Genomic DNA, 20,393 nt, shown 5'->3' with positions numbered 1-20,393 from the left:
CTGCGATTCGTAAATTTAAAGGCTGTCGCAGAACCCCAATACAAAGCCTCCGAAACCCGCCGCCTTCCCGACCCAAGGGCAGGGTGCGGCTCTACGCACAGTCTAAACTCGCAACAATGAAGACATACACCGCAACCCCGAAGGACATCAAGCACGACTGGTTTATCGTCGACGCCGATGGAATGGTGCTCGGACGCCTGGCCGTCGAAGTCGCGAAGATCATCCGCGGGAAGCACAAGGCGATGTACACACCGCACATGGATACAGGTGACAACGTCATCGTCATCAACGCGTCGAAGGTAAAAGTCACCGGCAAGAAGGCGGAGCAGAAGCGGTACTTTCACCATACCGGCTACATGGGACACGAGCGTTTCGTCCCCTTTGCAGCGATGCTCGAGAAGCATCCCGAGCGCGTGATCGAAAAAGCGGTATACGGCATGCTGCCGAAAACCGCGCTGGGCCGGCAGGCGCTGCGCCGCAAGCTGCGCGTCTTCGCGAATGCGAATCACTCGCACGCCGCTCAGCAGCCGAAGGTTCTGGACCTCAAGGAAAAGGGTGAGACGAAGTAATGGCTGACAGCACGACAACCACGCACACAATCGGGCGCCGCAAGGAAGCGCGCTGCAGACTGTATCTCAAGCCCGGCTCCGGAAAATGGCAGGTGAATGGCCGTACTCTGGGCGATTACTTCCCGCGCTCGGCTCACGTTGCCGCTATTCAGCAGCCGTTCACAGCAACAGATTCGCTCGGTCGTTTTGACATCATCGCGAAGGTAGAAGGCGGCGGACTCACCGGTCAGGCCGGTGCGCTGCGTCTCGCTGTCGCCCGCGCCCTGGTGAAGATCGACGAATCGCACCGGCGCAAGCTGCGCGACCTCGGACTGCTCACGCGCGACGCACGCGCTGTCGAGCGCAAGAAGCCCGGCCGTCCGAAAGCCCGCAAGAAATTCCAGTTCTCCAAGCGTTAGAGGAAACCTCCACTGAATGACTGAGCCCAATCTCGATCAGCTACTCGCCGCCGGTGTCCATTTCGGGCACCAGACCCGCCGCTGGAATCCGAAGATGCGCCGCTTCATCTTCGCCGAGCGCAACGGGATTCACATCATCGACCTTCAGAAAACACTGCGTCAGCTCGAGCTCGCAAAGAAGCTCGCGCGCGATGTGATCCTGCGCGGCGACGCAGTGCTGTTCGTCTGCACCAAGCGCCAGCTCGTCAACATTGTGAAGGAGGAAGCCGAGCGCTGCGGGGCGATGTTCGTCACGGAGCGGTGGCTCGGTGGACTGCTCACCAACTTTCAGACGGTGAAGAAACAGGTCCGGCGCCTGAAGGAGCTCGAGGCCGGCAGTGAGTCAGGCGGAGATTTCGAGAACTACACGAAGAAAGAACAGCTGATGATGGCGCGTCAGCGCGACAAGCTCTCGAAGAACCTCTCGGGCATCAAGAATCTGACGAGGCTTCCGGGCCTGATGTTCGTCGTTGACTCGAAGAAGGAACGCATCGCCGTGAGCGAAGGAAACAAGCTCGGCATTCCGATTATCGCTCTGGTCGACACGAACGCCGATCCCGATCTCATTACAGTGCCGATTGCCGGCAACGACGATGCGATCAAGTCGGTCGAGCTCGTGACGCATGCGATCTCCGACGCGATCGTCGAGGCGCGGCGCGAAGCACCAATTCGCGAGGAAGCCGAGGAGACGGAGTCGTACACATACAGCTCCGACCGCGGCGCCGAGCCGGAAGGAGAAGGCGATCGGAAGAAGAAGCGGCGGCCCCGTCGCCGTCGCGCAAAGCCGGAAGCGATTGCTGCGCGGCTGAAGACGGGCGGAGAAGCAGAGTCGGGTGAATCAGACTCTGCGGACGCTGCGGTAGAGACCAGCGGAGCGGGCGACGCGGTAGCTAACGCGGAGCCCGTAGAGGGTTAACTTCACCTGCCTGCGGGTAGGAACCCGCCGCCGGCAGAATCGCCGGCGGCGTTCTTGTAGGTGTGACGATGTGAACTGATTTGAACGGATTTGGTGGATAACGACAACAAGCCGCGCAATTCGCGCGCGAGTTTCTTAAAGAGGAATAGAAAAGTGTTCACGGCAAAGGATGTACAGACGCTGCGCCAGCGAACCGGCGCGGGAATGATGGAGTGCAAAAAGGCCCTGCAGGAGAACAAGGGTGACATGGACCGGGCGGTCGAGCACCTTCGCGCGAAGGGAATTGCGAAAGCCGAGAAACGCGCCGGAAAGCAGACCAGCGAGGGACTGATCACCAGCTATATCCACCACAACGGAAAAGTGGGAGTCATGGTGGAAGTGAACTGCGAGACCGATTTCGTCGCCCGTACCGATGATTTCAAGACGCTCGCGCGCGAGATCGCTCTGCACATCGCGAGCGCCGCGCCAATCGCCGTTGACCGCGATGGCATTCCCGAAGAGAAGGTCGCGGTCGAGCGACGCATCGCCGAGGAGCAGGCGAAGTCGAGTGGCAAGCCGGAGGCGATCGTGAAGCGGATGGTGGAGGGGAAGGTCGAGGCTTACTTCAAAGACAACACCCTCATGCACCAGCCGTGGATCCGCGAGCCGAAGAAAACCGTTGGCGATCTCATCAAGGAAGCGTCGGCCAAGGTTGGCGAGAACATCCAGGTGCGCAGATTCGTTCGCTACCAGATGGGAGAGGAATAACCTCGTGGCGAGTCCGGTCGCCTACACACGTGTGCTGCTCAAGGTCTCCGGCGAAGCACTCGCTGGAGGCCATGGCACCGGATTCCACTTCGACACACTCGAAAGGATTGCCGAAGACATCAAGCAGGTAGTCGGCATGGGCATCGGGATCGGCCTCGTCATTGGCGGCGGCAATATCGTACGCGGAGCGGAGTTCGCTAAGCTCGGCATGGACCGCGTCGGCAGCGACTACATGGGTATGCTCGGAACGGTAATCAACGCGCTGGCGATGCAGGATGTCCTCGAGCGCGCGGGCATGGAGACACGGGTGATGACCGCGATCAACATGGAAGAGATCGCCGAGCCATTCATCCGGCGGCGAGCCATCCGACACTTCGAGAAGGGACGCGTCGTTCTGTTCGCCGGCGGAACAGGGAATCCGTATTTCTCCACGGACACCGCGGCTGCATTGCGGGCGATTCAGACCAAGGCGCAGGTAATCATCAAGGCGACGAGTGTCGACGGAGTCTATTCCGCAGATCCAAAGAAAGACGCGACGGCAACTCTGTTCACTGACATCAGCTATCGCGACGTGATGGTGAAGGAGCTTGGCGTGATGGACCAGACGGCAATCGCGCTGTGCAGGGAGAACAATCTCCCCGTTATCGTTTTGAACATCAACACACCCGGAGCGATCGCGCGCGCCGTAAAGGGCGAGCGGATCGGCACAATAGTTCAATGAACACGATACCGCAGATCATCAAGGACTCCCGTGCCGGAATGGAGAAGGCTCTCGAGAGCTCGAAGAGGGAGCTGGCATCGATCCGGACGGGAAAGGCGAGCGTGAATCTCCTCGATACGGTCAAAGTCGAGGCATACGGACAGACGATGCCGCTCAATCAGGTTGCGAGTGTCTCTGCGCCCGAGCCTCGGCTTCTCACCGTTACCCCGTGGGACAAGGGTTTGACGCAGGCAATCGAAAAGGCTCTTCGCGAGTCGGACCTCGGGCTCAACCCCATGACGCAGAGCGGAGTCATTCGCGTTCCGATTCCCGCGCTGAACGAAGAGCGGCGAAGAGATCTCGTGAAGGTCGTGCACAAGCTTGCCGAGGAAGCGCGCATTGGAGTGCGCCACGGTCGGACGGAAGGGCGCGACAAGCTGAAGAAGCTCGACAAGGTCTCCGAGGACGACGTGAAGCATGCCGAGAAGGACCTGCAGAAGCTTCACGACGACTACATCTCGAAGATTGACGATCTGCTGCAGGGGAAGGAAGCAGAAATAATGGAAGTCTGAGCTCGTGTCGGAGCTCACGCGGCGCATTCTGTTCGCGCTGGTGGGCGCGCCCGCTACGGTCGCGCTCGTCTATTTCGGTGGATGGATTCTGGCCGCTGCCCTCGGTGCCGTCTCGGGGATTTGCGCCTGGGAGCTGTATCGAATGGCACGCGCAGGTGGAACGAACCCGATGTCGACGATCGGGATAGTTCTCGCCGCGGCGATTCCCATTTTGGTTCACGCACACTATCTGGATGTTTTTACGCTTTCGATCGCTCAAGCGTCGCTGATTTTCCTGGCGTTGTTTGCGAGTGTGATATGGCTGCGTGGTGTAGCTGGCCGGCCTCTGGTGTCGGTATCGGTGACGCTCTTCGGACTCCTGTACGCCGCGCTCAGTACGTTCATCTATCCGCTGCGCTACCATGACTACGCGATAGGGGCGCTCGCTGGCACGGCGTTGGTGATGTTGCCGATTGGCGTTACGTGGGGGACCGACATCGGCGCCTACGCCTTCGGGCGGATGTTCGGAAAACGGAAGCTCATGCCATCGATTAGTCCGGGAAAAACCGTCGCTGGTGCCGTTGGCGGCGTTGTTGCCGCAATCGCAAGCTGCTGGTTTTATGTGACTGTATTTCTCAAGCCATTCGCGCATCTCGCGCTGACGCCTCTTGGCATGATCGTGTTCGGTATTGCGATCAGCGTCGCCGGCCAGATCGGTGACCTCGCCGAATCGATGCTCAAGCGTGAAGCAGGCGTGAAGGATTCGTCAGCACTGCTTCCCGGCCACGGTGGGCTTCTGGATAGATGGGACAGCTTGCTGTTCGCGATACCTGTCGCGTATCTGATTCTAAGCCAGCTTCTGATTCCGGCGCCAGGATGAATCAGCGGGGGATTGCGATCCTTGGCTCCACGGGCTCCATCGGCACGACCGCTCTCAAGGTTATCGCGCGTCAGAGGGATCGATTTCGGGTTGTTGCGCTGACGGCACACAGCAACGCGGACCTGCTCCGCGAACAGGTGCGTGAATTCCGCCCGGCTTATGTTGGACTCGTCAATTTCGCCGAGGCTCGTGCGGAAAGCTGGCAGCGCGGCGCCGAGTGTCTTGTCGAGGCGGCGACGCGCGATGACGCCGACATTGTGCTCAACGCCATCGTCGGTGCGGCGGGACTCGATGCCACCATCGCGGCATTGACGGCCGGCAAGCGCGTGGCGCTCGCCAACAAGGAGACCCTCGTCGTTGCGGGCGAGCTTGTGACAAAAGCCGCGGCAGAAGGCGGTGGAGAGATTGTCCCGGTGGACAGCGAGCACAGCGCTATTCTGCAGTGCATCGGGGGACGCGACCGCAGCGAGATTCGCCGGGTGATCCTCACCGCCTCGGGCGGACCGTTCCGGGAATGGACCGAGAAGCGCCTGGCTGACGCGACTCTGACCGACGCTCTGCAGCATCCGACCTGGACAATGGGTCGCAAGATCACGATCGACAGTGCGACGCTGGTGAACAAGGCGCTGGAGGTGATCGAGGCGCATTTTCTGTTCGGGCTTCCGTACGATTCGATCGAGGTGGTCGTTCATCCGCAGAGCGTTGTGCACTCGTTCGTCGAGTTTGTCGACGGCAGCGTCGTCGCGCAGATGAGCGTTCCATCCATGGAGCTGCCGGTGCTGTACGCGCTCACGCATCCAGAACGAGCGACGGACAGCGGTGTACCCCCGTTCGACCCGGTTGCTCTGTCTCCGATGACGTTCGAGCCTGTGGCTTACGAAAGATTTCCGGCGCTCCGGCTTGGAATCGATGCCGGTCGACGGGGTGGCGCGGCACCCGCAGTGTTCAATGCGGCGAACGAGCAGGCCGTCGCGCTGTTCCTGGCCGGAAGCATCCGGTTCGCGGACATTTGCGCCTCGATAGATTCCGCTTTGCAGCGTCTCGGTGATCTGCCGTCGACAAGCAGGGAAGAGCTGCTTGACGCCGACATGAAGGCGCGCCGCCACGTGATGGAGTCATTCGGATGTTAGCATGGGTTGCACCACTTATTGTCTTCGGCATCGTCGTGTTCGTTCACGAGCTCGGGCATTTCCTCGCCGCGAAAGCGGTCGGCGTCTACACTCCCCGATTTTCCATAGGCTTTGGAAAGGCGTTGTGGAAGAAACGCTGGGGTGAGACCGAATACGTCATAGCCGCGCTTCCACTCGGCGGCTACGTGCGCATGGCGTCGAAAGACGACGAGGCTACTGCATTTATTGAGGGCGGCAGCGAGAATGCCGTCACGGAAATCGCAACAAAGGGAGAGCCGCTCGATCCGGAGGCGATGATGCCGTTCGGACCAAAGCCGATTCCGGCGCACAGGTGGCTCGAGTCACAGCCCCTGTGGGCGCGCCTCGTCATTCTGCTCGCCGGTGTGACGATGAACATCATTCTCGCGCTCGTGGTGATGACGGGAATGCTGGCCTACTATGGAATGCCGTATGTCTCCACGACCACCGACTCGGTAGTCGTAGGGCGGCCAGCCGATCTCGCAGGGCTCCGCCGGGGTGACAGCATCATAGCGATCAACGCCGTGCCGTTGCTCGCGTGGGACAGTCTTGTTGTAACCATTGCCGGGTCTCTCGGGAAAGAGCTGGAGCTCGAAGTCAGTAGAGGTGGAACCCGAAGAACGGTCAAGGTCACGCCACTTCCCGATACGTCGAGGAATGCGGCCACCGGTAAAATCGAAACGATTGGACGCATCGGCATCCTGCCAGGTACGGCATCGCGGCCGATAGGCTTCGGTGAAGCCGTCGTGAATGGCTGGACCATCACCTGGGCAATGGCGGGTTCGGTCATCGACGCGCTGAAGGGCTTGGCGACACGAAAGGTTGCGGCGAGCGAGCTTGGTGGACCGATAATGATTGCCACGGCGTCGGTCGAGGCTGCGCGCGGGGGTCTGGAGAATCTCCTCCTCCTGATCGCGCTGATCAGCGTGAATCTGGCAGTGTTCAATCTGCTCCCGATCCCAATACTTGACGGGGGACAGATTCTAGTGAACCTGCTCGAGGCAGTGAAGGGCAGTGCGTTCAGCATGAAAACGCGAGACTACATCCTGCGCGCGGGGCTGGCCGCAGTGCTTCTGCTCTTCGCGCTCGTCACTTATAACGACCTGCGGCGCCTCGTTCTCAGTCTAATCAAGAATTTCGGGTAACGGCGCGCGCGTCGTCTGGCATCTATGACCGGCACTCACGTGGACGCCAGCACGACTCGATCCGCTCGATCCGCCGAATCCGTTTAAACCTTCCGTTATAGCTGCCAGTGGTTAATTAAATTTGAAGGTTATGACATTTCCTGCGCTCGGCGCGCGCGTCGCTGACGTGCGAGCGCGCATCAAGCTCGCTGCTGAACGCGGCGGACACGGCCAGGCGGTGACGATCGTCGCAGTGACGAAGACTCACGGAGCGGATGCGGTGCGCGCGGCCTGGGAGGCCGGCATTCACGACGTCGGCGAGAACCGCGTCCAGGAAGCCCTGGGCAAAATGCCGGAAGTCAGCGAGCCTGTCCGTTGGCACCTGATCGGACACCTTCAGCGCAACAAGGTGAAGGCGCTCGACCGATTTGCAATGTTTCATGCGCTCGACAGCCCGCGTCTCGCGGATTCGGTTGACGCGTTCGGCCGCGATCGCGGGCGGGCGGTACAGTGTCTCCTTCAGGTCAATGCCGCGCGCGAAGGAACCAAGGGTGGGTTCGACTTCGAGGAGCTGGCGGCGGCGTCGCGCCGGCTCACGAGCATGAACGGCGTGCGAGTGGAAGGAGTAATGACAATGGGCCGGCTTGACGCCGACGAGACCGAGCTGCGGCGCACGTTCGGCATCGCGCGCGACGCGAGGCAGCTTCTGTCTGGTGACGGACATCCGGCGTCAGAGCTGTCGATGGGAATGTCCGGCGACTACGAGATTGCCGTGGAGGAAGGGGCGACGATTGTTCGTCTCGGAACGACCTTGTTCGGCGTCCGCGAGTGAACGGAGTGAGATTCTTCAGCAAATGACCGCCACGAGATCCGAATTCCGTTACCGCACGCTTGCATCGGGTGCGCCCGCGGACGAGCTGGAGCAGGAGGTCCTCGAGCGCTGGAAGCGCGAGGATCTCTTTGCCCGCACGCTGCGCGCCGGCGAGGGAAAGCCGTCGTTCGTCTTTTTCGAGGGACCGCCTACGGCGAACGGCCGCCCCGGCATCCATCACGTTCTATCGCGAACCATCAAAGACCTCTTCTGCCGCCATCGCGCGATGAAAGGTTTTTACGTCGCACGGCGTGCCGGCTGGGATACGCATGGGCTGCCCGTGGAGATCGAGGTGGAGAAGCAACTCGGCATCAGCGGCAAGCAGCAGATCGAGGAGATCGGGGTCGAGAAATTCAACGCGCTCTGCCGCGAGAGCGTCTGGCGTTACAAGGCCGACTGGGAAAAGATGAGCGAGCGAATCGGGTTCTGGCTCGATTACGACCACGCTTACATCACCTACACCAATGAATACATCGAGAGCGTCTGGTGGGCGCTAACGACTCTCTACCAGCGCGATCTCCTTTATCGCGGCCAAAAGATTCTTCCGTACTGTCCGCGCTGCGGCACAGCGCTGTCGAGTCACGAGGTCGCACAGGGCTGGAAGGATGTCAAAGATCCCAGCGTCTACATCGCCCTCGATCTTGTTTCTTCAGACGACTCGGCAACTACTGAGAAGCGGAGAAGGCGTCGAATTCTCGTCTGGACCACCACGCCGTGGACTCTTGTCTCCAATGTTGCTCTCGCCGTCAACCCTGAGCTCGATTACCTGGAGCTGACAAGACGGAGCGGCGATGGATCGGAAACGATCATTCTCGCCGAGTCGCGCGCGGCGGCCGTGCTTGGCGACGGCTACACCGACCGCTGGGAGACTGCCGCAAGGCTGACTGGCGCTCAGCTGGAGGGCACGCGGTACACTCGTCCGCTGGATTGGATAGAGCTCGGTGAAGGCAGGCACGAGCTGATTGTTGCCGAGAGCTTCGTCTCCTCGGACGGTGGCACCGGCGTGGTGCATATGGCGCCGGCGTTTGGCGCTGACGACTACGCATCCGGTCAGAGAAACGGATTGTCATTCGTACAGCCCGTGGATCAGCGCGGAGAATTTCCGGCCGATATGCCCGTGGTGGGAGGAATGTTCGTGAAGGCCGCAGATCCGAAAATCATCGCGGCGCTCGAGCGACGCGGCGTTCTGTGGAAGGCAGGGCAGATCGAGCATCCGTACCCGCACTGCTGGCGATGTGAGACGCCACTCCTCTATTTCGCGCGCGGCTCGTGGTTCATCCGAACTACCGCGTTCCGTGACGCGATGCTGACTCGCAGTGCTCGAATGGATTGGCATCCGCCGGAATCCGGAACGGGACGGTTCGGAGAGTGGCTCGAGAACAACATCGACTGGGCCATATCGCGCGACCGCTACTGGGGAACGCCGCTGCCACTGTGGCTCTGCGACGCAGACGAGTCGCACGTGGAGGCAATCGGAAGCTTCGAGCAGCTGGAGAAGCGCCTCGGCGAGCCGCTCGGCGCGACGTTCGATGCGCACAAGCCGTACATCGACCGGCACGAATGGAAGTGTGAGGTGTGCAGCGGAACGATGCGGCGCGTCCCGCAGGTGATCGACACGTGGTTCGACTCCGGGTCCATGCCGTTTGCGCAGTGGCACTTTCCTTTCAAGAATCGCAAGGAGCTGGAGACGAACTACCCGGCGGATTTCATTGCGGAAGGCGTGGATCAGACACGGGGATGGTTCTACTCGCTGCTCGCCATCGCGACTGGTCTCGGTGACGCGCTCCCACGCAATACGCTCGCGCATCAGGCCGAGGTTCAGGACGCAGTCGATACGGCGCCGTTTCGCTCGGTGGTCGTAAACGACGTCGTGCTCGATGCCGAAGGGATCAAGATGTCGAAGAGCCGCGGAAATGTCGTCGATCCGAACGTGGTTCTGCCTCGGTATGGCGCAGATGCGGTGCGACTCTTTCTGGTTGCGTCGAGCCAGGTATGGATGCCGAGGCGGTTCGACGAGTCCGGCATCCGCGATACGGCGGGACGATTCCTCCTGACATTCAAGAACGTCTACAGCGGAATCTTTGCGCAGTACGCGAATTTCGGATGGGAGCCCTCGGCGCTGGATCCCATTGCAGCCGAACGGCCCGACATAGATCGCTGGATTCTCTCCCGGCTCGCCGGCGTTGAGCGACAGGCCGACGCGATGCTCGAGCGGTACGACGCGACCCTGGCGGCGCGCGCCGTGATGGATTTCTTCGTCGACGACGTATCGAACTGGTACGTTCGCCTGAACCGTCACCGGTTCTACGATGTAGACGGAGACGACAACCGAGCGGCGTTCGCGACGCTCCACGAGGTTCTCGTTGTTTCGTGTCGTCTGCTTGCGCCGTTCGCTCCGTTTCTCACCGACTGGATTCACACGGAGCTGACCGGAGACTCGGTACACCTCGCTGCCTACACGCGCGCGGTAGCGCACGAGCGGGACGCCGATCTCGAGAAGGCGATGGACCATTTGCGCACACTCGTCACTCTCGGGCGGGCTGCGCGCGAAGACGCCGGAGTGAACGTTCGCCAGCCGCTTCAGCGAATGGTCTGCGTCGTGCCTGGAGGAGGGTCGCTCGATCCAAAGGTCGGTGCACGCGGTATGGAGAAGCTCGTTGGCCTTCTGGCGGACGAGCTGAACGTGAAGGAGGTGACCTTCCTTTCTTCCGCTGATGCGCTGGTTACCCTCGAGGCAAAACCGAATTTCAGGGCGCTCGGAAAGAAATTCGGGAAACAGACTCCGCTGGCTGCGTCGGCGGTATCGGCGCTCGGTAGTGAAGCGCTGCTGGCGTTCGAGAAAGGAGAGGCGCTCGCGATCTCGGTTGGAAACGAAGCCCGTCAGCTCGACGTAGATGATCTGGTAATCGTTCGCCGCGCCTCCGGAAGCCTGGTCGTCAAGGAAGGCGGCGGATATTTCGCGGCGGTCGATCCAGCGATAACGCCGGAGCTGCGCGCCGAAGGGTTAGCGCGGGAAATCGTGAGTCGGGTTCAGCGAATGCGAAAAGAAGCAGGCTTCGCGGTGAGCGATCGAATAGTTTTATGGGTCGGCGGGACTGCGGAAATCGAGGCGGCGGTCAAACTCCACACGAGGTGGATTGCCGACGAGGTGTTGGCGCGGCAGATAACAATCGGTGGGAATATCGAATCACATAACGCGGTGCAATCGGTTGACATTGACGGTCAGGCGGTCAGCATCGCACTCGAGAGGGCCGTTTAGATGGCATCACCCGTTGCCGTTAAGAAGCAGAAGCCAATGACGAAGAAGCTGCTCGATCATTTCGAGAAGCGCCTGATGGATGAGCGCAAGCGAGTTCTCAAGGAGCTCGGGCACTACGACGAGACCTTCGGGTCGACGCCGCAGAGTGCCGACGGGGACCTGAGCGCGTACTCGTTCCACATGGCGGATCAGGGCACCGACGCAATGGAGAGGGAAAAGGCGTTTCTCTTCGCGAGCCAGGAGGGCCGTTTCCTCTGGCATCTCGATGAGGCGCTGCGGCGACTCTACCGCTCACCCGAGACGTTCGGGAAGTGCCACAACTGCGGCCAGGACATCGCCTACGAGCGGCTCGACGCATTGCCGCATGCGCGATTCTGCATCGACTGCAAGCAGCGTGAGGAAGATGCAAAGAGGCAGAGCTAACTCGCCGCTATTCTGGACAGTTGTTTTGGTGGTGGTCGTCGCAGACGTCATCACCAAATTGCTGGCCGTTTACGCGCTTTTCCCGCAGAGGATGCCGCACGAGCTGCTCGGCACTGCTGTGCGTCTGACTCTCGTATACAATCCGGGCGCGGCATTCGGGCTGCACCTCGGCGCGTACTCACGCTGGATTTTCATGGCGCTGACGGTGGGCGCTTTGTTCATTCTCGGCCGCCTGTACCGCGCGACGAGGGAAGGCGACCTGGTCCGTACGCTGGCGATCGCACTGGTGTGTGGTGGCGCGATTGGCAATCTCATCGATCGCATCCGATCCGCCGCTGGCGTTGTTGATTTCATCGATGTCGGAATCGGCGACATGCGGTGGCCGACATTCAACGTTGCCGACATGGCTGTGAGTACCGGCGCATTTCTTCTCGCCTGGGTTCTGTGGGGCGACGAGAACGCCGACGAAGCCACCCTTGGAGACCACGAGATGGCCAAGGAAGTGGCCACCGTTCCTGCGTCGTCGGTTTCCCCCGTATCGCGCACAGGCACCGACATCTGACTCCCGCCCGGCGCAGCGAGTATCTGATCGAGGCGGACGGTAACGTCCGCCTCGACTTGCTTGTGGCCCAGCGCGTCGACATTTCGCGGAACCACGCGGCGACTCTCATCGCCAACGGCAACGTCACTGTGAACGGCCGGCGCGAAAAGGCCAGCTACCGTCCGGTCACCGGTGACGTCGTCATCGTGGAACAGCCCGAGGCCGTCACGCGCGAGATCGTCGGCGAAGCCATTCCACTGTCGATCGCCTATGAGGACGATGCTCTGGTGGTGATCGACAAACCAGCGGGCATGGTGGTGCATCCGGCGCCCGGCAACTGGTCCGGAACGCTGGTGCATGCGCTGCTCGGCAGGGGCGCCGACCTCGCGGCGGGCACGGCCGCAGACCGGGCGGGCATAATTCATCGCCTGGACAAGGAAACATCGGGGCTTCTGATAGTCGCAAAGACCGAGCGGGCGCACCGGATTCTGTCCGCTGCTCTCGCTGCGCGGAGGGTACACCGGAGGTATGCGGTGATGATCTGGGGCCATCTGGCCGGCGACACGCTCACGGTCGACCGCCCCATCGCCCGTGACCCGCGAGACCGAAAGCGTATGGCAATCGTCAGTAGCGGAAGGCAGGCGAGAACGGATTTTGTCCGGCTCGCCCGCTTTGGATCGGGAGACCTGCTGCGCGCTCATCTGCACACAGGGCGGACCCACCAGATTCGCGTTCATCTCGCGTCGGTCGGACACCCGGTGATCGGTGACGACACCTACGGCGGAGGTGGAGGAAGGCGAATCGCCGGGCTTCCGCCCCGTAGGCATTTTCTGCATGCGGCGTGGCTCGCGTTCACTCATCCAATCACTGGCGCGCCGATGGACATCCGCTCACCGCTACCCGAGGATCTGAAGCGCTCGCTCTCCGCGATAGCCGAAGGCTCCGGGTTGCCTGAAGCCGAGGATCCGATGGTCGCCCTCGGCTTCTATGACCAGCGCAGCAGCTAGACCGGCACTCCCCGAGACCGACAGCCCGAGCGAGCTTCGCAATCCGCGCGAGCCCGCGGCTGAGACCTACGCAAACGTAAAGGTCCTGGTGTTCACGCTCGCCGGGCGGCGCCATTGCGCCGGCCTCGGCTCGGTGCGCGAGGTGATTCCGGTCCAGCCGGCGACGCCTTTGCCGGGATCGCCCCGCCAGGTGCGCGGGCTCATCAATCTCCGAGGCAGCATCGTGACTGTGCTCGATGCGGCAATGTCGGAATACGGCGTGCCGGCCGACGATGCCACCGCGAGCATTCTGCTCGTCGAGCGTGGAACCCGGGTTGCCGGCGTGGTTGTGGACGAGGTGCACGACATAGGTGTGCTGGACAGGGATGTGTCAATCGACGCGCTGATCGATCTTGGCGCGATGGTGCAAATCGCTCTTGCCTGAAGGGGGACAATGTGAACAGTACGGTTCTGGTGTGCGACGACGCGGTGTTCATGCGAACGATGATCAGCGACATCCTGACTCAAGCTGGTCTCGATGTCGTTGGCGAAGCTGAATCGGGAACCGAGGCCGTCGCGAAGTACCGGTCACTCAAGCCCGATCTCGTGACGATGGACATCATCATGCCCGATATGGGCGGCATTGAGGCGGTGCGGGCGATAACGCAGTTCGATCCGCAGGCCCGGGTGCTGATGTGCAGCGCCATGGGACAGCAGGCACTTGTAGCCGAAGCGATACAGGCGGGCGCCAAGGATTTTGTCGTCAAGCCGTTTCAGCCGAGCAGGGTGCTGGAGGCGGTGCAGCGTGTGCTTGGGTAAGTGAACGCGGCGCGTTACTCCGAGCTGTTCCGCGCCGAAGCACGGGAGCGGCTGACGGAGATGAACAATGCGCTCCTCGCCATCGAGCGGGGCGCCGGGCCCGAGCACGTCTCGGCGTTGTTCAGGGCGGTGCACAACATGAAAGGCATGAGCGCCGCGATGGGGTACCAGTCCATTCGCGATCTGTCCCATGCGCTGGAGACTCTCCTCGAAAAGATGCGTCGGGATGAGACGTCGCCCTCGCCGGCGGTGATCGACGTCCTGTTCGACGCGGTCGATGCCCTCGAGAGCGCGGTAGTTATTGTCTCGCGCGACAGGAATGCCAATCCCGACTTGACGCCCGCAGTCGAGATGCTCGAGTCGCTGGCCGGCGCGGGAGATTCTGACGTCGCAGCGTCGCTCATGCCGACGATGGAATGGCCGGCCGCCGCGGCTTCGGATCCCGGTTCCGCGCGGGGTCCGCGTCACACTCCTGTGCGCGACACTCCTGTGCGCGACACTCCCCTGCGCAACACTCCCGTAAGCAACGCTCCGCTGCGCAACACTCCAGTACGCAACGCTCCGCTGCGCAACACTCCTGCGCGGAAGACTCCGGTAATACCCATGTTCTCCGCCGGTGGGATGGAAACTCGTCGAAGCGTGCGTGTCGACGCCGAGCGACTCGACACGCTGATGAATCTCGTCGGCGAGCTCGTGATCGCGCGCGGGCGCCTGACCGAGCTGGTGCGACAATCAGGCGCGCAGCCGCTGGTGGAAGTCGTTACCCAGGCGTCGAGGCTCATCGGCAATCTTCAGGACGAGATCACGAAAAGTCGCATGGTGCCTGTCGGCCAGGCATTCGAGCGCTTCGAGCGTCTTGTCCGCGACACCGCGCACGAGCTGGGCAAGCAGGTGGTGCTTGAATTACGGGGCACAGACATCGAAGTCGACAAATCGGTGCTGGACGAGATCGGTGACCCGGTGATGCACCTGCTGAGGAATTCGCTCGATCACGGAGTCGAGTCTCCGTCGGCGCGAAGGGATGCCGGCAAGCCCAAGATCGGCAAGCTCGTCCTCTCCGCTGAGCGAGAGCGCTCCGCCGTCGTGATCCACGTCAGTGACGACGGGTGCGGGATAGATGCACGGAAAGTCCTCGAGCGTGCCCGTGCCGCAAATCTCGTGTCGCCCGCTCAGGAAAATCTGACTGACGGTGAGCTTCTGGACCTGATCGCGCAACCTGGATTCTCTACGTCGGCGCGCGTATCGAGGATTTCAGGACGAGGGGTGGGACTCGATGTTGTCGCGACAAAGGTGCGATCGCTGGGCGGCTCGGTGGAGCTCACGACTGCCTTGGGCAGGGGCACCACGATGACGATTCGACTGCCGGTCACGCTGGCGATCATCCACGCGCTGCTGGCCAGAGTTGCGGGCGAGACCTACGCGCTTCCAATCACTCACGTAGTGGAAACGATGGTGTTGACGCCCGAAATGTCGAGCGTCGAGGACGGACGGGAAGTTGTCTCCATTCGTGGCGAGACGATGCCGGTGGTGCATTTGCGGGCTCGACTCGGGCATCCACCGCGCCCGAACGGTGCTGGCCATATGGTCGTACTCGATTTCTCCGAGCGTCGGTCGGCGCTGGTGGTGGACGAATTCGTCGGGCAGCAGGAAATCGTAGTCAAGCCATTCGATCCCGCGCGCGGAATGCCGCAGCTGTTCAGCGGGGCAACGATTCTTTCCACCGGAGCGCCGGCGCTGATTCTCGATACGCGCGGCGTCGCCTAGGCGGGCAAATGCAGAATACCAGGCTACCTGAAGTGACTTTTGGCTCCAGCGCTCTCCGCTCGCTGTCGCCGGCGCGTCTCGACGCGCTCAAGGAGGTAGCGAACATCGGCGCCGGCCACGCTGCAACGGCGCTCTCTCTGATGACCGGCGCGCGGATCATGATCGACGTCCCGACGGTAAACGTCGGCCAGCTGGCCGAGCTCGTCCCCGAGATAGCGGCGGCCGACGTGCCGATCGTCGGCGTGATGATGGACATGCAGGGCTCGCTGAACGGGCAAACGCTGCTCGCCCTGCCGGTGGCGACCGCGCGCCGGCTCGCCGATCTGATGCTCCGCCGCGAGCGACGTGCCGGCGATGGCCCTTTCACCCTGCTCGAGGAGTCCGCTCTCAGAGAAGCCGGCAATATTCTCGGAGGAGCCTACATGACGGCTCTCAGCGACTTCCTCGAGATGCAGCTCATGCCCTCGCCGCCGCGCTTTCGGATCGCTACGACGAGTGAGATTCTGATGGAATGCGTGGCAGCGTTGTCTGATGACATCGCAGTCTGCTGCGTCGAGACCGAGTTCACCTTCGAGGAAATCGGAGAGCGGTTCCGCGGATTCTTTCTGCTCCTGCCGGATTCCGATTCATTCACGGCGATCTTTCGCGCGGTGCGGTTGAGCTGATGCCCGAGCCTCGCGCCGCAACGACGGCACAGGTCGAGATCCTCCGGACCTTCGCGCGACGCATCGACGCGACCGATCCCGGGGCGCAGAACAACCTCGGCGTGCTCTACTTTCGGCGCGGTATGTTCGACGAGGCAATCGCCGCGTTTTCCCGGGCACTTGCCCTCGACGAGCGAATGCGGGTTGCCCGGCGGAATCTGGAAATCGCGTATGGTGAAGCGGGGCTGCTGGAACAGCGGACCGCCGACCTCGAGCAGCGCCTTGTGGAAGCTCCGGACGACATCAGTGCGCTCGTCGAGAGCGGAATAGCCCAGAAGAGCACGGGGAATCTCGATCTCGCCGAGGCGAAGTTCCGCCGCGCGCTTCAGCACGACCCCGAGAGCTCGGTGCTTCATTTCTTCATTGCCGAGATTCTCTACAATCGCGGCAGCGGCGAGGAAGCGCTCCGGTTTCTGCGGCGGTCCATCGATCTCAACCCCGCGAACCCCGACTCGCACTATCTCGCGGGCTTCATCCTCGGGGACCTGGGGATGCTCGAGGAGGCGCGGGAAGCAAACCGACGGGCGGTGGCGCTGAACCCACGCCTCACCCGCGCAGAGGCAAACCTCTCCCTCGATACTCTGCGGGCAGGGAACAGCGCCGTAAAGCGAGGCGCTCCTGCAGACGAAGCGAAAGCCTCCATCGGTAGCCCGCACCTCACGCTGGCGCTGGCGCTCCGGGTAAAAGGTTATCACGCAGAGGCTTTGAGAGAATGCCGCGCAGCTTTGGAGAGCGGGGAAGATCCGGGTGCAGCACTCGAGTCGATCGCCAGCCTCCACCTTTTTCTGCGCCGACCCGCGGATGCCCTCGCTGCGTGCGAGAGGCGGATCAGTCTTGGCGGTGCGTCTCCACGGGTTCTCAATCAGCGTGGAATTGCGCTTTACCTTCTTGGTCGCACATCCGAGGCAGAGCAGACTTTCCGAAGCTGTATCGGGCGAGCAAAGGCGTACGCGGCTGGGCAGAACAATCTCGGCGCGCTGCTCTGGGATGGCGGCCATGTTCGTGAGGCGACGAACTGTTTCAGGCGGGCTGTCCGCGACGACGCTTCTCTCGAGAGTGCCCGACTCAACCTCGCTCTGGCGCTCTTTCGCCAGGGACATCTACAGCTCGCGCTCGATGCTTATCGAAGTCTGCTGCACGACCATCCCGATCACCCGCGCGCCTGGAGCGGCATCGGACGCGTGCTGCTCGAGTTCGGGGATCATGCGCGGGCGCGTGATGCGTGCGTCCGCGCGGTTCAGGCCGAGCCTACGCTTGCACATGCGCATGTCACATTGAGCGCAGCATTCGCGGGCCTCGGTGACGAAGCCGGCGCTGCGGAATGCGCGGAGCAGGCGCACCGCCTCGATCCGCGGGCACAGGCGGAGACCATGATTCTGGAGATGGATTCTCCCGAAAGCACTGCGGCAGTGGCGACAATGGGTGCGGCCGGAGCGGCAGTGCCCGACTATACGCTTGGGCGCGACTACCTATCGAAGGGTTTGCACGAGCGGGCGATGGCCGAGACCAGGCGCGCCATGGCGAGAGGCGCTGACGAGAAAGAAGGCATGGTCCTGCTGGCGCGCTGTTCTGCCGCGCGCGGCGATTACGACGTCGCGGAAAAGGAGCTGTCAGCCGCTCTTGGTGCGGGTCCGTCGGACGAGGCTGTCGCAGTCGAGCTTGCCGCGGTTCACCGAGCGATGGGGCGGCCACGTGACGCGCTCCGCCGCGTCGTGGGATTGCTGAGATCGAATGTGTACCACTTCGCAGCCCTGATCGTTCTCGGCGAAGCGCTCCTCGATCTCAAGCGCACCCGTGACGCCGCGCGAGCATTCGCGCGTGTTCTGAAGTTCAACCCGAATCACGCCGCGGCGCGGAAGTACAGTCACCTGACGCGCCTGGAGAACATCTAGTGGCAATCGAAGGACCTCTCCAGGACATCGGCATTCACGACGTATTCCAGCTGCTCGACCTGGCGCGGAAGAGCGGACGACTGCGCGTGCATTCTGCCGCGCGGGGCAGCGAGGGTTATGTGTATTTCCGGTCGGGCGCGGTGGTCCACGCTACGATGCGTGACAATCCGCATACTCTCGGCGTCCTCCTCCTGAAGGCGGACAAGGTTACCGAGCTGCAGCTTCGCGAGGCCCGCGCGACGCAGCGGCGTGGCGACAAGCGCCTGTTGGGAGAGATTCTCGTGGCGCAGGGCGCGGTATCCCGGCGCGACGTCGATCGTTACATGCGGTTGCAGATCGAGAGCGTTGTATTCGAGCTCTTTTCGTGGAAAGAGGGAGGATTTTCCTTCACCGACGGTGAGAGCGGCGACTTCGACGGTGCGGCGGCGGTTCGCGTGAGCACCGAGTCCTTGCTGATGGAGGGAGCACGCAGAATCGACGAGTGGTCGCGCATGGCAGACAGGATTCCCGACGCGTTCGTAATTCCACAACTCGCTCCGCCCGGAGACGAGCCGTACGCGTCGATCGATTTGCGACCAGGTGAGTGGGAGGTGCTGACGATGATCGATGGTGAGCGGAATCTGCGTGAGATAGCCTCGATACTCGGAGTGAGCGAGTTCGAGGTCGCGCGAACCGTGTACGGGATGACCTGCACGGGGCTCATCGTCGCTGCCGCGCCCACAGAGGCGATGGCGCATGGATGAGAGCGCGCAGCTGGCATTCGTCGAGATCATCGGTGATGGCGACCAGACCGTCCTGCTGCTCGATTCGGCAGGGGGTGTGAGCGCCGGAATGTACATCGACCGTCTCGGCCGGGATGTCAGCGTGGAGATCGGCGCGGCACTCGGGGCGATTGGAGCTGAGGCGAGCAGGGCAATGCGACATCTTCCGCTCGGAAGCTGGCGTGCAATCTCGTGCGAGTGCACGGAAGCCAACCTCGCCATCGGCCCGGCGGGAGGCGATGACATCGTTTTGGTCGCTGCGTCTCCGGCGGTCCCGATGGGATTCGTGAGAAGGCTCCTCGACCACGCGGCCGTGCGCGCGCTCACCTGGCGCGAGGAGGTGGCCTGATGAGCGAATACGACACCGTAGTCGAGCAGATCGAGCGCCACCCCGGAGTGGTTGGAGCGATGCTCGTCGGCATCGAAGACGGGATGGTGATAGCCCGCACGAACGGCCTCGGTGAGAGCTGGGAGTCGGCTGCGGCTCTGGCGTCCTCACTGTTCAGGAAGACTCGACAGGCTGCCGACGATGCCGGCCTAGGCACTGCGACGTTTGTGCGCCTCGAGGCCGATCGCGGGCATGTCTGCGCGACTGCCAGGGGAGATATCGTCCTCGTTGCCGTAACGAATCGGAAAATCAACCTTGGGAAGCTGCGCCTCGAGATGCTCAGTGCAGCGGAGCTGATATGATCACGGGAGCAGTGAGCGCGGAATGGCTTGATGTCCCTCTGCGACGCTTCATGCAGGACTCGAGAGTGCAGCGAGCCATCGTGTTGCGGCCCGATGGAAAGGTCCTCGCGCAGTTCGGATTTCAAAGCGCCGCCGAGGTGAAGACGGCGTGCAGTCTCGCGGCCGCGATCAATGCTTCGGGACGCGAGCTCGGCAAGCAGCTGTCGGGGCGCCCTTTCCTCGGAATGCATCAGGGTGGCCGAAGCCAGGGCGTGTTCATGGGTGCGTGTCCTGCAGGCGGGAAGGAGTGCCTCCTCCTGGCGGCTTTCGATCGCGAGAGCACGCTCGGACTCGTGCGCCTTTACTTCGGCGAGTTCAGGGACGCCCTCGGCGGCGTTGACGGAAATGTAGCCAGCGGTGAGCTGGCGATGGATCTCGAGTCGGATCTGAATTCCAGTCTCGACGCGCTGTTCGGACCGCTGAACTGAGGGATCTGGAACTGCAACAGAGGAAAACACGCTGCCCGCTGAACGCTCCCAGCTTTCGGCCTCGCGCTAAAACCATCAACACTGCATCGTTCGATTCAATGGCCCGGCATCCAAGGTAGGACTGAAGAAGTGCCGGGGGTTTAG

23 protein-coding genes are annotated in these 20,393 nt (G+C 62.1%); all 23 read left to right on the top strand.

The features are described from left to right. Positions 1-116 precede the first annotated feature (116 nt). The 23 genes from rplM to VES88_19010 all read left to right on the top strand — a co-directional run bounded on the left by rplM (position 117) and on the right by VES88_19010 (position 20,249). Positions 117-569 carry a 50S ribosomal protein L13 gene (gene rplM / locus VES88_19120; GenBank protein ID HYN83596.1) on the top strand — a complete coding sequence of 151 codons (453 nt, stop codon included), beginning with the start codon at positions 117-119 and terminating at the stop codon, positions 567-569. Beyond that, on the top strand, positions 569-967 hold the full coding sequence (gene rpsI / locus VES88_19115; protein ID HYN83595.1) for a 30S ribosomal protein S9: 399 nt from the start codon (positions 569-571) through the stop codon (positions 965-967). Before rplM ends, rpsI begins: the two co-directional genes overlap by 1 nt. A gap of 16 nt (positions 968-983) precedes the next feature. Then, on the top strand, positions 984-1,922 hold the full coding sequence (gene rpsB, locus VES88_19110) for a 30S ribosomal protein S2 (protein ID HYN83594.1): 939 nt from the start codon (positions 984-986) through the stop codon (positions 1,920-1,922). A 153-nt stretch (positions 1,923-2,075) separates the two neighbouring features. Next, positions 2,076-2,669: a translation elongation factor Ts gene (gene tsf / locus VES88_19105; GenBank protein ID HYN83593.1), complete on the top strand. Its 594-nt coding sequence runs from the start codon at positions 2,076-2,078 to the stop codon at positions 2,667-2,669. A 4-nt stretch (positions 2,670-2,673) separates the two neighbouring features. After that, the gene (pyrH, locus tag VES88_19100; GenBank protein ID HYN83592.1) at positions 2,674-3,390 is read left to right on the top strand and encodes a UMP kinase; all 717 of its coding nucleotides are present in this window, start codon (positions 2,674-2,676) and stop codon (positions 3,388-3,390) included. Next, positions 3,387-3,941, top strand: coding sequence for a ribosome recycling factor (gene frr / locus VES88_19095; protein ID HYN83591.1), 555 nt, complete (start codon positions 3,387-3,389; stop codon positions 3,939-3,941). Before pyrH ends, frr begins: the two co-directional genes overlap by 4 nt. Positions 3,942-3,945: 4 nt before the next feature. Continuing rightward, positions 3,946-4,800, top strand: coding sequence for a phosphatidate cytidylyltransferase (locus VES88_19090; protein HYN83590.1), 855 nt, complete (start codon positions 3,946-3,948; stop codon positions 4,798-4,800). After that, positions 4,797-5,930 carry a 1-deoxy-D-xylulose-5-phosphate reductoisomerase gene (gene dxr, locus VES88_19085; GenBank protein ID HYN83589.1) on the top strand — a complete coding sequence of 378 codons (1,134 nt, stop codon included), beginning with the start codon at positions 4,797-4,799 and terminating at the stop codon, positions 5,928-5,930. Before VES88_19090 ends, dxr begins: the two co-directional genes overlap by 4 nt. Beyond that, positions 5,924-7,093, top strand: coding sequence for an RIP metalloprotease RseP (rseP, locus tag VES88_19080; protein ID HYN83588.1), 1,170 nt, complete (start codon positions 5,924-5,926; stop codon positions 7,091-7,093). The genes dxr and rseP overlap by 7 nt, the downstream gene beginning before the upstream one ends. Positions 7,094-7,223: 130 nt before the next feature. Continuing rightward, a complete protein-coding gene (locus tag VES88_19075) occupies positions 7,224-7,904 on the top strand; it encodes a YggS family pyridoxal phosphate-dependent enzyme (GenBank protein ID HYN83587.1) in 681 nt (226 codons plus the stop codon). Between the two features lie 22 nt (positions 7,905-7,926). Next, positions 7,927-11,202: an isoleucine--tRNA ligase gene (ileS, locus tag VES88_19070; GenBank protein HYN83586.1), complete on the top strand. Its 3,276-nt coding sequence runs from the start codon at positions 7,927-7,929 to the stop codon at positions 11,200-11,202. Continuing rightward, positions 11,203-11,625 carry a TraR/DksA C4-type zinc finger protein gene (locus VES88_19065; protein HYN83585.1) on the top strand — a complete coding sequence of 141 codons (423 nt, stop codon included), beginning with the start codon at positions 11,203-11,205 and terminating at the stop codon, positions 11,623-11,625. A 28-nt stretch (positions 11,626-11,653) separates the two neighbouring features. Next, positions 11,654-12,187 carry a signal peptidase II gene (gene lspA / locus VES88_19060; GenBank protein HYN83584.1) on the top strand — a complete coding sequence of 178 codons (534 nt, stop codon included), beginning with the start codon at positions 11,654-11,656 and terminating at the stop codon, positions 12,185-12,187. Beyond that, complete coding sequence (locus VES88_19055) at positions 12,070-13,173, top strand: RluA family pseudouridine synthase (protein HYN83583.1); 1,104 nt, start codon at positions 12,070-12,072, stop codon at positions 13,171-13,173. Before lspA ends, VES88_19055 begins: the two co-directional genes overlap by 118 nt. Next, positions 13,154-13,597 (top strand): chemotaxis protein CheW, encoded by a 444-nt coding sequence (locus tag VES88_19050; protein ID HYN83582.1) that lies wholly within the window; start codon positions 13,154-13,156, stop codon positions 13,595-13,597. Before VES88_19055 ends, VES88_19050 begins: the two co-directional genes overlap by 20 nt. Before the next feature lie 11 nt (positions 13,598-13,608). Beyond that, on the top strand, positions 13,609-13,971 hold the full coding sequence (locus tag VES88_19045; protein ID HYN83581.1) for a response regulator: 363 nt from the start codon (positions 13,609-13,611) through the stop codon (positions 13,969-13,971). Continuing rightward, positions 13,972-15,735 (top strand): chemotaxis protein CheA, encoded by a 1,764-nt coding sequence (locus VES88_19040; GenBank protein HYN83580.1) that lies wholly within the window; start codon positions 13,972-13,974, stop codon positions 15,733-15,735. A 32-nt stretch (positions 15,736-15,767) separates the two neighbouring features. Continuing rightward, positions 15,768-16,400: a chemotaxis protein CheC gene (locus VES88_19035; GenBank protein ID HYN83579.1), complete on the top strand. Its 633-nt coding sequence runs from the start codon at positions 15,768-15,770 to the stop codon at positions 16,398-16,400. Beyond that, positions 16,400-18,331, top strand: a complete 1,932-nt coding sequence (locus VES88_19030; GenBank protein HYN83578.1) for a tetratricopeptide repeat protein — start codon at positions 16,400-16,402, stop codon at positions 18,329-18,331. The genes VES88_19035 and VES88_19030 overlap by 1 nt, the downstream gene beginning before the upstream one ends. Then, positions 18,331-19,074, top strand: coding sequence for a DUF4388 domain-containing protein (locus tag VES88_19025; GenBank protein HYN83577.1), 744 nt, complete (start codon positions 18,331-18,333; stop codon positions 19,072-19,074). Before VES88_19030 ends, VES88_19025 begins: the two co-directional genes overlap by 1 nt. Continuing rightward, positions 19,067-19,441: a hypothetical protein gene (locus VES88_19020; GenBank protein ID HYN83576.1), complete on the top strand. Its 375-nt coding sequence runs from the start codon at positions 19,067-19,069 to the stop codon at positions 19,439-19,441. Before VES88_19025 ends, VES88_19020 begins: the two co-directional genes overlap by 8 nt. After that, on the top strand, positions 19,441-19,782 hold the full coding sequence (locus VES88_19015) for a roadblock/LC7 domain-containing protein (protein HYN83575.1): 342 nt from the start codon (positions 19,441-19,443) through the stop codon (positions 19,780-19,782). Before VES88_19020 ends, VES88_19015 begins: the two co-directional genes overlap by 1 nt. Further along, a complete protein-coding gene (locus tag VES88_19010; protein HYN83574.1) occupies positions 19,779-20,249 on the top strand; it encodes a hypothetical protein in 471 nt (156 codons plus the stop codon). The genes VES88_19015 and VES88_19010 overlap by 4 nt, the downstream gene beginning before the upstream one ends. Positions 20,250-20,393: the final 144 nt, after the last annotated feature.

This window comes from Gemmatimonadaceae bacterium (assembly GCA_035633115.1).
Taxonomy (GTDB): domain Bacteria; phylum Gemmatimonadota; class Gemmatimonadetes; order Gemmatimonadales; family Gemmatimonadaceae; genus UBA4720.
Note: the sequence above shows the minus strand (reverse complement) of the source record. Positions and strands in the feature narration are given on the sequence as shown.